Below are 13500 nucleotides of genomic sequence, written 5' to 3'. Positions count from 1 at the left end.
CGCCGTGGCGCCGATATGCGTCACCGTGGCGCCGTCGGCGCCGGCGACAAAGTCCAGCGTGCCGGTCACCGTCGCGCCCTCCGCAACGTTCTGCGAAGCCTCGTTGGTCGCCGTCGGAGCGTCGTCGTCGAAGGTGACGGTCAGCGTGCCCGGTGCCGTCGAGCCGTCGGCGTCGGTGATGACATAGCCCAGATTGACGGTCGCGTCGGTCGCCTCGTTGTTGGGGCCACCCGCATGCAGCACGTTGTCGAGCAGTGTCACCGTATAGGCGCCCGTCGCCGGGTCGGTGATCTGAACCTGGAACAGCGCCGTGCCGATGCGGCTGCCGCTGGTGGTGGTCGCCGTCAGCATGTTGCCGACGACACTGTAGGTCACGTTCTCCAGGCCGACCGTCCCGCTGGTGCCGTTGAGCGCCGCGAACGAGAAGCCGTTGGCGCCGGCGCCGTCGCCGCCGACGCTGCCGCCGAGCGTGCCGTTGTAGATCGCTTCGCTGGCGCTGAGCGGAACCTCGCCCGTGTTGGCGTTGAGATCGCCCGTCGTGCTCGCCGGATTGCCACCGGTCAGCCCGTCATCGTCGACCGCAGCCGAAGCCGTGCCGGTCGTCGGATGGTTGGCGTCCGTCACCGCAAAGGCAATGTTGGCGCTCGCCGTGTCACCGTCGCCGTCAGTCACCGTAAAGGTGGCAGAGGCCGCACCGGTGCCGTTGACCGGATTGTCGGCGGTGAACGAGTAGCTGCCGTCGGCCTTGACCTTGATGAAGCCGTCGCCGATGTCGATCGCCTGCGAGTAGTTGCTGTCGGCCGGATTGAACACCAGCGCCGTGGCGCCGATATGCGTCACCGTGGCGCCGTCGGCGCCGGCGACAAAGTCCAGCGTGCCGGTCACCGTCGCGCCCTCCGCAACGTTCTGCGAAGCCTCGTTGGTCGCCGTCGGAGCGTCGTCGGACACCGTCACGTTGACCGTGCCGGTTGCCTGGGTGCCATCGGTATCGGTGGCAACCACGCCGACATGGCCCAGATTGACCAGGTCGTCGAGATTGATGCCAGGATGGGCATCGTAATTGTTGTTCAGCGTCGCCGTCACCGTCGCCACGTTGTTGGTAACCGACAGATCCAGCGTCACCACGGTCACGGCGCCGTCCTTGCCCACTACCTGGGTGTCCGACACCCTGGTCCAGATCAGGTTCGCGGTGTTCAGCCCGCTCAGGTCGGTGCCGAAGGCGATCGAGGCGATCGCATCCGAGCCCGGCGTGAAGGTGATCGAGTTCGAGGCGAAGTCCGGACCGGCCGGCGTCGAGCCGTCGCTCAGATTCTGGTCGTCAAGCGCCAGCGTGATAGGAGCGCCCGCAGCCGGCGCCGCGCCGTCCGTGATCGTGAACGCGATGTTGGCCGTCGAAGTGTCGAGGTCGCCGTCCGTCACCGTGTAGGTCGCGTTGACCGCCACCGGACCGGAGCTGTTGTCGACCGAAGCATCCGGCGTGAACGAGTAGGACCCGTCCGCCTTCACCTGGATGGTGCCCGCGCCGATGTCGATCGACTGCGAGTAGCCCGTACCGGGATCGAAGGTCAGCAGCGTGCCATTGACATGCGTCACCGTCGCGCCATCGGCGCCGGCGACGAAGTCCAGTGTTCCCGTCAGCGCCGGGGCACCTTCGGCAATCGACTGCGAGGCTTCATCATGCGCCGTGGGCACGTCGTCGACGATATTCACGGTGAGCGTGGCGTCGGTGCTCTGCAGATCCTGGTCGGTCAGCGTGACGGTGAAGTTCTCGAAAAGGCTGTTGGTGTCTTGGCCCGCGGCATGCGCCTCGTTGTCGACCAGCGTGTAGGTGTAGCTCACCTGGCCGGTGGCAGCATTGTAAGCCGTCACATTGAGTGTGTTGCCGAGCGCCGTGGTGAAGGAGCCTGCGGTGAACACGCCATCGGTGATGAAGGTGTTGCCGCCGATCACCAGCGAGTGGATGCCGTCGGGCGAGGAGATGGTGAAGGTGCCGCCCTGGATGGTGCTTTCCTTCGAGGTGTCGGAACCGGCCGATTCGCCAAGCCCGCGGCTGGCCAGGAGGTCATCCTCGTTGACGATGACGTCGCCGCCACCGGCCTCCGGCGTCAGGTCGGTGATCTCCGGCGTCGAGTTGCCGATCGAAATCGTCAGCGTGGTGTGCGAGGTGTCGCCGTCACCATCCTTGATGGTGTAGGTGAAGACGTCGTTGACGCCTCCGGCCGAGCCTGCATCGCGAACGTAGCTGTATGTTCCGTCGGCGGCCAGCGTCAGCTTGCCATAGAGGCCCTGGACCGGAACGCCGAGCGAGCCGGTGGCGTCGGTATTGGTGTTACCAGCCTGGACGCCAACCACCGTCGCGCCGTCGGCGCCCTGGGTGTCGGCAACGCCGTCCGTGGCGTTCGCGTCGACCGCGTCCGTACCGCCGACAAGCACATTGCCCGTCGCGGGGCCAAACTGGCCGGCGGCGATGCTGTCGGTATCCGCAATCGCCGTCGGCACGTCGTCAACGATGGCGACGGCAAAGGTGGTGCTGGCCGAATCGCCGTCGACGTCCGTGACGGTGATGCTGAAATTGTCCGGAACCGTGTCGTTGGGATCAAACCCGTTTGTTGGATTCTGATGGGTAACGGACTCGGTGACCGTGTAATTATATTGGATAGCACCGGTGTTCGGATCGAAGGAAACGATCGTGATGTAGCCGAACTGCCCCAGGATTTGCTGGTTGACACCGGTAACGGTGACGCCGTTGATGACGATCGACCCGATACCATCCGGTGCGTCGATGCTGATCGTTCCGATGCCGGAGGTTTCAGCGTTACTCGGCGCGTCGCTGCCGGGGGATTGAGCCGGGCCGCCGTCAAGACCGGTTTCGCTGGCCGCCTGGTCCGGGGTGAGCAATGATGTGGCCACCACCGAAACCGGCCTGTCGACGACAGACGGAAACAGTTCGCGCCGATCCAGAAGCCCAAATTGCAGAGCCGTGGGCGGCAACAGCGCCGACAGACCGAATCCGTCGCCGATGCCGCCGGGGGGAACCGAAAAGTCTGCGCCCGCACTTGGGTTCGGACCGCCCGGACCGGCCGATATGGAACCATCGGCACCGAAGGCGACATCGACATGGCTTGCTTCAAGCGCTGCCAGCAAGGCAACGCGCGGCACCTCGACGTCGCCGATGATGAAGGTCGGCACGTTGAGCGCGCCATCCTTGATCACGATCACCGTGCCATCAGCCTGTTCGAGCACGAGGTTGTGGCCGTCGACCTTGATGTTGTCGATCGAGACGTTGGCCGGAAGCTTCACCACGTTGCTGGCGTCGGCCACGTATTCGTGGGGCGCAGCTGCCGCTGGGGCCTTCGCCTCCGCAGGTGCATCTTGTTTGACGGGCGCGCCGCTGCCGACATCGACCGGTACGGGCTCGGCAGGCGCCGCCTGAGCGGCCTGCGCTACCTGCGTTCCTGCCTGTGACGGCGAGCCGCCATGTTCATCGTGAGAGTGCTGGTCCCAAGAATTCGAGACGGTGTCCAATTCGTTACTGTTCGTCATAACCAAACCCCTCCGGTATTTCCCGGAAAGAGACAGTGACGGCTCCTGCTTTGCAACTATCCCACAATCATTTTTATATACTCCGATATGCCTGTCTCGGCATTTTTTACACGTGGTAAACTCCAAACATATAGCCTGATATACATTGGCTGGGCCGCGGTCCGTTTGACACCCTTCAGTCGGGATGGGTCGGTAGACATAAGTATAAAATTGAATAAAATTTTATGCAAAATAGATGTTCCTGTTTGCCGGAAACTTATCCACCTTCCTTTCCAGTAATTTGAGACAAGATTGGTAGCGTCCACAGTCAAAGGTGGGCGTCATGAAAAAAGAAAAATCTGCCCCGGGGATAACCGGGCTCAAGCTGCTCCTGCTGGCAATGGGCATCGCAAGCCTGCCGCAGCCATCCTCCGCAAGCGCCGTTGCCGTGGATAACCGCGCTGTCGCTGGAATGCTGGCGAGGGTCGAAACCCCGCCCAGTCTCGGCGGCATTTCGCTGGCTCGACCGCAACCCTGGCAGCCCGTTTCAGCCTACAGGATCGGCATGATTTTCGGCAGCTATGGTCCTGCTGCCGTTCATGAAAATCCTGCTCCTTCGATCGCGCAGGACGACGCCGGGATCGATCCGATCCAGACGGCGGCGATCATTCCCGGCGTGTTCGGTTCGGTTGCCCTGTCGATGCGCAATTTTCCGGTCTCGGCGCGCTGGGCGCCTGTCTACAAGGCAATTGTCGAGTGCACCGCGAGCAGTGCATGCGAGCGCAAGAACAGCACCTTTGCCGGGATCGTCAAGGCAGCCGGGGACAAGGGTTTCATCGACAAGCTGTCCTTCATCAATTCAAGTATAAATCGCGCGATCGCCTACAAGAAGGACAGCGTGGTTTACGGCAAGCTCGACTACTGGGCGAAGCCCTCGGAAATCCTCGAGCGGCGGGCGGGGGACTGCGAGGATTTTGCCATCCTCAAGATGACCGCGCTGCTGCATGCAGGCATCCCGGCTCAGAGCATGTCGCTGGTTGTCTTGCAGGATCGCAAGCGTGGTTTCTTTCATGCGGTGCTGTCGGTCAGCACCGGCAGCGGCGTCTTCATTCTCGACAGCCTGAGCAATGTCGTTTCGCGCGACAGCGATCTGCCGAGCTACGTGCCGCTGTATTCGTTCAGCACCGATCGCGCGTGGATCCATGGCGCAAAGACCGGCTCTGCGCAAATAGCCGATATCAAGGGCGGCCTTTCGACGGTCGCACCGGGCGAAGGTCTGCAGCAGTAAACTATGCCGTCAGGGTGTCTGGGGCGCTCTAGAGCAATTCCAGGAAAAGTGTGAGCGGTTTTCCGTCCGGAATTGCGTCGAAACAAAGAGATAGAGCGTTTCACCGTTTCCGTGAAACGGTGAAACGCTCTAGCCGCCGAAGACGAACGCCATCAGCAGTTCCGGCTCGACCACCGGCGCCCGCACCGCATTCAGTTGACCCCGGTAGCGGCGGTCACCGGCGCCGATGACGAAACCGGTGGCGACCGGCGTCTCGCCATTGGCCTCAAGCCTGGCGAATACGTCGGCGACATTGAGGTCCAGCGCCAGCTTGAGGTCGTGGCGCGCGTCCTCGTTCGGCGCCGCCGGCAATTGACGACGCACCAGTTGCTGGAACGGCGCATTGAACGTCAGGATCTTCTTCGACGATGACAGGGCAAAGGCCGGCGAGGGACAGGCGACCAGAATGGCGCTGATGGTCTTGATCGACGCCAGCCTCTGCAAGGTGAGGTTTTCGTCGGCCAGTCCACGCATGCAGGCCACGCGGATTGCCGATGTCAGGTTTCCGGTGTTGGCGTGGCTCTCGGCGATCTCCTCGATCAGCATGCCGATCGTGCATTTCCGGTTTTCGGCCATTTGCTTCAGCGAGGCCCAGAATGCCCGCTCCAGACGAATGCCGCGGCGCGTGCCGCCACGCGCCACAACCCGGAACTCCAGTCCGAAATCCTCTGCCGCCAGCGGTGGCAGCCGGTCGCGATCAGCAGGAGCGGAGATCGCGCTACCGCTCACTCATCGCCTCCTCACGCGCCTTGTTGATCGGCTTCATCAGGTAGGTGAGGATCGTCTTGCGTCCGGTCTTGATGTCGACCGAACAGATCATACCGGGGATGATCGAGTAGGTCTTGCCGTCGCGTGTCAGCGTCGATTTGTCGGTGGCGACGCGAACCTGATAGTAGGGTTCGCCGGTCTTTTGGTCGACCAGGCTGTCGGCGGTGATGTTCGAGACCTTGCCTTCGATGCCGCCGAAGATCGAGAAGTCATACGCAGTCACCTTGATCAGAGCATCCTGCCCCGGCCGGATGAAGGCGACGTCTCGCGGTGAAACCCGCGCTTCGACCAGCAGGGTCTCGGAAGTCGGCACGATACCCGCGACGACTGCGCCGGGCTGGACGAAGGCGCCGACCGTGTTGATGTCGAGCGTGTTGACGATACCGTCGACAGGCGAACGGATGTCGGTGCGCGCCACCTTGTCGGTGGCGCCGCGGATCGTCTCATCCACCACCGAAAGGTCGGCCAGCGCCTGCGTGAGATCGCTGAGCGCCTCCTGTTGCAGCTGCAGGCCGAGTTCATCGACCTGAAGCTGGGCTTCCGTGATGGCCGACTTGGCTTTCTTGATGGTTTCTCCGGCGAGTGCCAGCTGGCCATTGAGCTCGGTCTGCTCGCGCTCGACGCGCAGCTGCTCGGTTCGCGCCATCAGGCCCTTCTTGACCATTGCTTCGACCAGCTTCGCCTCCTGGTCGCTGACGACCAGATTTTTGGTGAGGCGATCGGCATTGGCATTGGCCTCGTCCAGTTCCTTCTCGCGCTGATCGAGGCGCGACTTGAGAACCGATAGCTTGACTTCGAAGTTGTCGCGGCGCGCGATGAGCAGCTTCTGCTCGTTGTCGCAGATTTCCGGCGCCACCTTCTGGATCTCGGTCGGGCAGGGAAACGCGCCCTCGAGAGTGCCGGTCTGTTCGAACTTGAGCCGTGCAATGCGCGTCTGCAGCGCCCGCGCCTTGGCCTGCTGCTCGCCAAGGCTGGAGGTGTTGAAGGTGTTGTCGAGGCGAATGATGAGGTCGTTCTTCTTGACCACCTGCCCGATCGTCACGGCGATTTCCTGAACAACGCCAGGCTCGCTGGCCTGGATGATCTGGGTCTTCGACGCCGGTATGATCTTGCCGTCGCCGCGTGCGATTTCATCGACCTCGGCAAAGGACGCCCAAGCGACCGAACTCGCAAAAAGCGCTCCGATGATGAATATCGACGCCGACGCAAAAAACGGCGGCCGGTCTTCCCTGGCAAGCATTTCCGACGCCCCAACGTATTGAATGCACTCAAGTCTGATTCTGTCAGGCGCTCGTTCTCTGCAGCGCCTGTATTACCTGGTCTTTCGGTCCATCTGCAACGATCTTGCCCTGCTCGATGACAATCAGGCGGTCGGCCAGCTCGAGCATGCTGAAGCGGTGCGTCGAAACGATCAGCGTCGTGCTGCGATCGAAAGCCACCTTGAGCTGCTTGATCAACTGGCGCTCGGAAGCCAGATCCATCGAGCCGGACGGCTCGTCCAGGAAGACGATTTTCGGTTTGGTCAGCAACAGGCGGGCAATTGCCATTGTCTGCCTCTGGCCGCCCGAGAGATTGGTGCCGCGCTCGCCGACATTCATGTCGTAGCCGCGCGGATGGCGGGAGACGAAATCGTCGACGCCGGCAGCCTTGGCCGCTTCGACGATCTGTTCATCGGTCGCCTCCGGGCACGCCATCAGGAGATTTTCCTTGATGGTGCCCGAAAACAGATCGTTGGCCTGCGCGACGATACCGACCGCGGCACGAACCTCCGACGGGTGGTATTGGCGGATGTCGATCCCGTCCAGCAGCAGCTCGCCGGAGGTCGGCAGGAAAAGCCTGCCGATCAGCCGCCCCATGGTCGTCTTTCCCGAGCCTATGCGGCCGATGATGCCGATCCGCTCACCGGGCTTCACCGAGAAATTCACGCCGGTCAGAACTTCGTTTTCGGAACCCGGATAGACAAAGCCGACGTTCCTGAACGCCATCGCGCCATTGCGAATGGGGCGGTTGACGAAACCAACCGTGTCCGGCCGATCCTCCGGCTGCGCCATGATCGAGTTGACAATTCGCAAGGAGAGCATTGCCTGACGAAGTCTGGACAAGGTGATGGCGATCTGCCCAAGCGGAGCCACCGCCCGGCCCGCCAGCATGACGGTGCCGATGATGGCGCCGGTGGAGACATGCCCTTCCGAAAAGGCATAGGCGCCGGCCACGATCAGGGCGACGGTCACCAGCTGCTGGATGGCCTGCGTTATGTTGCCGGCGGCAGCCGAAAGCTGCTTGATCTTCTCAGACGTATTTGACGCGTTCTTGGAATGCTCTGCCCATTTTCGCAGAAGATACGCCTCTGCCCGCAGCGACTTGATCGTCTCCAGCGTGGAGATGGATTCAACCAGTAGGGCCTGGCGTTGCGAAGCCTCGTTCATGGAGGCGGCAACGCGTTTGCCGATACGCCGTTGCGTGATCAGCCCGACGATCACGGAGGCGACAAAGGCAATGGCCGGTATGATGACCAGCCAGCCGCCTATCGCATAGATGACAAGAAGAAAGACGAAGACGAATGCTGTGTCGATGAAGACGCTGACGGTGTTCGACGTGAAAAACTCGCGTACGAACTCGTACTGCGTCACCCGATTTGCATATTCGCCGGTTGAACCGGGCCGTGCCGACAAGGACGAGTTCAGCACCTTCTCGAACAGCATGTAGGAAATGCGAAGATCGGCCTTGCGCCCGGCATAGTCGATCAGCGACGCTCTGGCGGTTTTCAAGAGCAGGTCGAACAGAATGACCGCGCCGATCCCGATCGACAGCACCCAAAGCGTCGATATCGCCTTGTTTGGCAAGATCCTGTCGTAGACATTCATGGTGAAGATCGGCGAGGCAAGGGCCAACAGATTGATGAATACCGCTGACAGGATGACCTTCGAATAGGTGCGCCAGAATGGCCCCATCGTTCCGGTCAACCAATGTCGCCGCTCAATCTTGGCCGCCGAGCCGACGCTCATCCCCTCGACCGCGTTGGCATAGGTTATCGAGAAGGAAACGCCGCCGCTTATGTAGCTTCCGGCAAGTTCGGATTTGCTGATGGTTGTGCGACCGTCCTCCTGGGTAGCGGTCGTAAATCCATCGTCCTCTGTCTCGGCAAGCAGCGCAACCGGCAATTGGCTGACGCGAAACAGGATGGCGGGGAGGTCGATGCGTCCGCGAAGAAAATCGCGATGGCTGAACTCCGTGATTTCAAGACCGACGCGTTCGGCAAGATGCCGAATGGCGTCGATATCGATTCGGGTATCCGACAGCGGCACGCCGGCAAACAGCACGGTCTCGGCACTCGGCCTGCCTAGGTAGCCGGCAACAGCCGAAAAGCAGGCCTTGAAGGCCTCCTTTGGGGACAGGATTTTAGGTTGTGGGTTCACGATCCGCCCGCAGGACTATCGTTAGACCTTGGCCTTACTACTTTTTCCTTACCGGCGCGAGGATATCGAAAGGCAGGTCGTTCTTTTGCTCCGACGGCGTGCGTGCATAGGTTTCGGTGTCGGCCGTTTCCGGTGCATTGAACTCGGCCTTGGCGTAGGCGGTTGCCTGTTTGGCCGGCTGAAGGTCCATGGTCTTCAGCAACTGTCCGGTTGCCGCCAGCAGCCGGTACTGGGCAAAAAGCGACGCGTAGGACGCGGTGTCGGCAAGCGTCGCTGTGTTGAACCGCGTGTTCTGTGCGTCGAGCACGTCGAGCAGCGAGCGCTGACCGACCTTGAACTGCTCGCGATAGGACGCGACCAACTTTTCGTTGGCGGCTGCCTGAAGCTTCAGCGTCTTGGCCAGGTCGGCCTGCCGGAAGCGTCGATCCCATGACGTGCGGACGGCTTCCTCGATCTCACGCAGGACCTGGTGCAGGACAAGGCGTTGCTCGCTGGCGCGGCGGACTTGTTCCTGCTCGTTGGCCTTGTCGATGCCGCCGCGATAAAGGTTCCAGCGCAGCACGACCCTTGCCTGAAGGTCGTTCGTGTCGCCATCACTGCCATCGATGTCGGATCCTGCCCGGGCGACACCTTCGGCGGTGATCGAGGGCCCGAATTTTGCCCGTGCGGCATCCACGAGGGAAGCCGCGGCGTCGATATCGCTGTTGGCCATATGCACGCGCGGATTGTTCTGTCGTGCCAGCCCGATTGCTTCGTCAAGCGATCTCGGCAGCGCGGCGGACACATCGCCCGGCCTCGAGGCGCTGGTCAGCGGCTTTCCGACAGTCTTGAAGAACCGGATCTTTGCTGCCTCGAGTTCCTCGGTGGCTTCCTGCATACGGGCCTTGGCGGCGAACAGCCGTTCCTCAGCCTGCTGCCGATCGGCCTCGTTCAGCGCGCCGCCGGCAATGCCTTGCCGGATGTCGCCGAGAATTCCCTGATGGAATCCGAGGTTCTTCTTTGCTTCGACAACGATCGAGGCCTGCAACATGGCTTCGAGGTAATCCTGGACAACCGAGAGCCCGATGAATTCAGACCGTTCCAGAACCCGGAACGAGGCGCCGTCGACGCGCGAGGCCTGGCGGTTCAGTTCGGCGCGCCTTGCACCGCTGTCGTAGAGCGTCTGCGTAACCGTGAGGTCGGTTTCAGCTGGATAGAGCGTGTCGTTCTCGATGGAAAGCGAGCGCCTGTCCGGATTGTCGAGGCGGCGAGCCCCCGCTGACGCTTCCAGGTCGACGCTGGGAAGATAAAGCCCCTTTGCCTGGCGCAGCTCGAATTCGATTGCTTCGCGGTTTTCGATAGCCTGGCCAATCTCGGGATTGGACTCCACGGCGACCGCCATCGCCTCTTTGAGAGTGAGCGCGTGAGCATTCCCACAGCTCAATATGGCAACCGTCGTCAGCAGGCCAAGCCGCTTGCATATGGCCGACATAGTTGTCGAATTCATTTTACCCCGCCCCAACGTTTCCCCCTGCACCTTATCTCAAGCGCTACAACCCAAGCATGATTATCTACAACTTTACAATTTAGTGACCTCTAAAACGCTGGATTCAAGCCATTAAGTTACGCAATGTAACAAAAATAGCACAAAAAATGCCCAGCCGGGTTTTTACGCGCGACCTGCTCACGCTCGCACATGGCAAACGGGAAGGTCCACGAAAAGGGGTTGTGACGCTCTCTTACAAGCAATCTTACAAGCAATTTTCCCCAAACAGACCGACTATTTCTGGGTGCATGTTTCTCCGCGGGTACCGGCAACGCCTGGTTGGCAGCTGCTGTTGGCACACGAGCTTAAGCCTGGTTCCGATGACCTTCAAGCAGGACCGACACTCCGGTTAAGCGCCGCCTACCACGTACGGGTGTTTCATCGGTCTGCGGCCCTTGGAACTGACGGCGCCCGGGCGGAATGCCGCGCTGTGACCGGCAGGTGTCACCGCTTTCCTATTCCGTTGTGCCGGCTTTTTTCCTGCGCCGATTGGTGTGCGACTGCGCGACGGCCATTTGCAGCTCGGGTGTGACCTCTAGAGGCGCATTCTCTGCCTCATGTGGGTTCTGCAGCCCCTGGACGTGGACGGTCGGGAATGGCAGTTCGATGCCCTGCTCCTTGAAGACTTGGCGCAGCCGCACATAGAATTTGCGTTTCATACCGAAGGCGCCTCCCGGTCTGGTCATGGCCTTGACCCTCAATACGATGCCGTACTCGCCGAATTCCTGTACGCCCTGCATCTTGATCGGGTCGAGCACCCAGTTCTTGAACTCGGGATCTTCCGCCAGTTCGAGGCCGATTCGCTTGATCAGCTTGCGGGCGAAGTCGATATCGGTGTCATAGCCGACGGTGATGTTGAATTTGTCGATAACCCAGTCACGGCTCTGGTTCTGGACTGCCCCGAGTTCACCGAATGGTATCGTGAACAACGGACCACGATGGTGGCGCAGCTTCACCGAGCGCAGCGAAAAGCTTTCCACGGTACCCTTGTAATTGCCCGAGGAAATATATTCGCCGACACGAAACGCATCATCGAGCAGAAAAAATACGCCCGAAATGATGTCCTTGACGATCGTTTGTGCGCCAAAACCTACGGCGACGCCGACGACGCCAGCACCGGCGATCAGCGGGCCGATCTGGATACCCAGCGACGCCAGCATCATCAGCACCGCCATCACGATGATCGATGCGAGCAGAATGTTCTGGAGGATCGGCAAGAGCGTGTGCAGCCGAGCCTGCTGCGGATCGAGGATCGGGACCTCCTCTTCGCTGATCACAGGGTGCGGCATCTCAATGCCCAGTTTTCGTTCGATCAAAGCCTTGATGATCGACCAGCCGAAATCGGCTGCGAGGGCAATGACCACGACATTGATCAGGCCGCGCAATATGAACATCGTCGTCGTATCGCTGTCGTGCATGGATTGCATGTTCAGACCCCAGACACGCGCGAGAAAGTAAGCCGCCGCCAGGATGAAAATCATCCGGATTGCGCGATCGACGACGGCGATCGTCACCGCCGGGATCGTAGGCCGGCCGGCATCTTCCGAACCCGGCCGCAGGACGAAATTAACCCCGCGCTGCGTCAGCACGATCGCCAAAGGCAGGAAGAATGCGGCGAAGGTAAACCAGAAATAGGTATAAAGGCCTGCGATGCGCTGCAGGAACAGAACGACGAAGTAAGCAGTCAACAGCCATGTCGTTTCCGCGTGACCGCTGTGGCGTGCACCGTCTCGCAGCGTTCTTGGCCGGCGCCAGATGGCAAGCAGCAAGAGCACCAGCAGCACGAAATCGGCGCCCAGTGACAAGACCATCATTCCGTCCTGATCGATGCCGAGACCCGGCAAGAGGATGAACGCGGCGCCGAAGAAGGCGAAGACGCCGACGATCCGGGGTAGCCAATAGGCCCAATGGTCAGCCGTCTCGTTGGTGATCGGCAAAGCGCGAACCTCCACGGCGTTCTCGACGTTCATGAAGGAAGGGACGAGCGTGGCCATCACGTACAGGCGCACACCCCATGTAAGGACTGCCGCCATCAGAAATGTCAGCACAATCTCGCGGATAAGCATTGGCCAGTCGAACAACATGAACGCGCCGGCGCTGCCCAGTGCGAACGAGACGATCAGCATGCTGGAATAAAGCGCGCGACCACCGATCTTCTTGGTTCGCCCGATGGGCGTATCCTTCGGTTGCGCAATGACCCAAAGACGAAATGGGCGAGTGACTTTGTACGTTGCCCAAGTGAGCGCCAGGCCGGCAGCGATGAACATCGCAATCAGAATAAGGACGCTGACGGGCCCCTTGCTGGACATATCCTGCATGGTCTCTGCGCGAACGCGCGCGAACTGGCCTGGCAGCAGCGGCAAAGTCCGCACGATCCTTTCGATATGATGCCTGATCCGATCGAGCGTCGAGGATGCCATCGTATTCATCTGGCCGGGTGGGGTCACGGCGTCGGACGATGCGTCGGTCGGCGAAGCTCCCGTCTCGGCAGGTGTTGATCCGGCGTCCTGATTTCGTTGTTCGGCCACCCAGGCCTTCACCGACGGATCGTCGAGAAGCTCGAACAGCTGTTTGACCCTTTCCGGCGGGACGGTCGCCGGCGCCTGCGCCTGCGCCTGACCAGCCAACAGGGCGATCCCAAAGACGAGCGGCCTGGCAATCAGGACAAACATCGCCGTCAGATCTCCGAGGCGTCGTGCCGGGCGCGCCAGAGTTCTGGCTCCCAATCGTTGATTCATGAGTGGCATAGTGCTGTAACCTTCCGGTCAAATCGGCGAGCAAAGACAGCTAGGTCCGTCGTTGCTCCTACCTTGGACAAGCCGATGTTGTGGTGCAAGTCTCATCGTTCCTGGCTAGTCGTTGGGCAGGGCGCCTGGCGACCGGCAAGGCTGTCGTCATGGCCATTGTTTTCATGCATTGGCGACAGGGGACGCGCTGCCGCG

Annotated in this window: 7 protein-coding genes; 1 reads left to right on the top strand and 6 read right to left on the bottom strand. The window is 61.0% G+C overall.

What is annotated here, in order from left to right; genetic code table 11:
* Window positions 1-3543, bottom strand: a 3543-nt coding sequence (locus tag H0241_RS28395; protein WP_210285110.1) for a beta strand repeat-containing protein, incomplete at its 3' end; no start/stop codon positions are given.
* 322 nt (window positions 3544-3865) lie between these two features.
* Here H0241_RS28395 and H0241_RS28390 point away from each other — a divergent pair.
* Window positions 3866-4810, top strand: coding sequence for a transglutaminase-like cysteine peptidase (locus H0241_RS28390; RefSeq protein WP_181061083.1), 945 nt, complete (start codon window positions 3866-3868; stop codon window positions 4808-4810).
* Between the two features lie 129 nt (window positions 4811-4939).
* On the opposite strand, the gene H0241_RS28385 is transcribed toward H0241_RS28390, so the two are convergent.
* From H0241_RS28385 to H0241_RS28365, 5 genes are all read right to left on the bottom strand, one after another.
* Window positions 4940-5578: a ribbon-helix-helix domain-containing protein gene (locus H0241_RS28385; protein ID WP_181061082.1), complete on the bottom strand. Its 639-nt coding sequence runs from the start codon at window positions 5576-5578 to the stop codon at window positions 4940-4942.
* Window positions 5568-6857 (bottom strand): HlyD family type I secretion periplasmic adaptor subunit, encoded by a 1290-nt coding sequence (locus H0241_RS28380; protein ID WP_181061081.1) that lies wholly within the window; start codon window positions 6855-6857, stop codon window positions 5568-5570. Before H0241_RS28380 ends, H0241_RS28385 begins: the two co-directional genes overlap by 11 nt.
* Before the next feature lie 43 nt (window positions 6858-6900).
* Window positions 6901-9033, bottom strand: a complete 2133-nt coding sequence (locus H0241_RS28375) for a type I secretion system permease/ATPase (RefSeq protein ID WP_181061080.1) — start codon at window positions 9031-9033, stop codon at window positions 6901-6903.
* 37 nt (window positions 9034-9070) lie between these two features.
* Window positions 9071-10519: a TolC family protein gene (locus H0241_RS28370; protein WP_181061079.1), complete on the bottom strand. Its 1449-nt coding sequence runs from the start codon at window positions 10517-10519 to the stop codon at window positions 9071-9073.
* 494 nt (window positions 10520-11013) lie between these two features.
* Complete coding sequence (locus tag H0241_RS28365; RefSeq protein WP_181061078.1) at window positions 11014-13230, bottom strand: mechanosensitive ion channel family protein; 2217 nt, start codon at window positions 13228-13230, stop codon at window positions 11014-11016.
* Window positions 13231-13500: the final 270 nt, after the last annotated feature.

The organism is Mesorhizobium neociceri (assembly GCF_013520985.1).
GTDB classification, from domain to species: Bacteria; Pseudomonadota; Alphaproteobacteria; order Rhizobiales; family Rhizobiaceae; genus Mesorhizobium; species Mesorhizobium neociceri.
Note: the sequence above shows the minus strand (reverse complement) of the source record. Positions and strands in the feature narration are given on the sequence as shown.

Excerpts from the sequence above, each read along its gene's own strand:
- H0241_RS28365 (WP_181061078.1), bottom strand. The coding sequence starts at position 13,230 with ATGTTTGTCCTGATTGCCAGGCCGCTCGTCTTTGGGATCGCCCTGTTG.
- H0241_RS28370 (WP_181061079.1), bottom strand. The coding sequence starts at position 10,519 with ATGAATTCGACAACTATGTCGGCCATATGCAAGCGGCTTGGCCTGCTG.
- H0241_RS28380 (WP_181061081.1), bottom strand. The coding sequence starts at position 6,857 with ATGCTTGCCAGGGAAGACCGGCCGCCGTTTTTTGCGTCGGCGTCGATA.
- H0241_RS28390 (WP_181061083.1), top strand. The coding sequence starts at position 3,866 with ATGAAAAAAGAAAAATCTGCCCCGGGGATAACCGGGCTCAAGCTGCTC.